The 651-nt window shown below is 65.0% G+C and carries 1 protein-coding gene; it reads left to right on the forward strand.

What is annotated here, in order from left to right; translation table 11 throughout:
• Positions 1 to 651: VCBS domain-containing protein (locus QD172_RS17280; protein ID WP_279856363.1), on the forward strand; the 651-nt coding region annotated here is incomplete at both ends.

The raw sequence follows: 651 nt of genomic DNA on the forward strand, positions 1-651 counted from the left end.
GGCGCCAGCGACACCGCCGACTCCATTGGAGCGGATGCCACCAGCGTGACCAGCGCCACGCCGGCCGGCGGGAGTGCGTCCGACGTCACCGCAGATGATGCGACGGTCGTTACCGGCAGCTACGGCACGCTGACGCTCGAAGCCGATGGCAGCTACAGCTATGTGCTCGACACCACCAATGCCGACGTGCAGTCGCTGGACGACGGTGAGTCACTGACGGACGTCTTCAGCTACACCATCACCGACGCCGATGGCGATGCGTCCAGCACCACGCTGACCATCACCGTCGACGGCGCCACCGATGGCGTGCCGACCATCACCGACATCAGTGGTACAGCCGACAACAGCGTCACCGAAGCCACCGGCGATACCGTTACCGGCAGCTTCACGGTCGCGGCACAAGCGGGCATCGATACCGTCACCATCGGTGGCATCGACATCACTGACGCCAGCACCACGCCGGTCGAGATCACCACCGACGAAGGCACCCTGACCGTGACCGGCTACGACGCCGACACCGGTGAGGTCACCTACAGCTACGTCGAAGATGGCGAGAGCGAAGTTCACCCTGATGCGGGCATCACCGACAGCTTCACCGTCGTGGTCACCGACATCACCGGGCAGAGCACCAGCGACAGCCTGGACATCGCG

It is taken from the genome of Cobetia sp. 10Alg 146 (genome assembly GCF_029846385.1).
Taxonomy (GTDB): Bacteria; Pseudomonadota; Gammaproteobacteria; order Pseudomonadales; family Halomonadaceae; genus Cobetia; species Cobetia marina.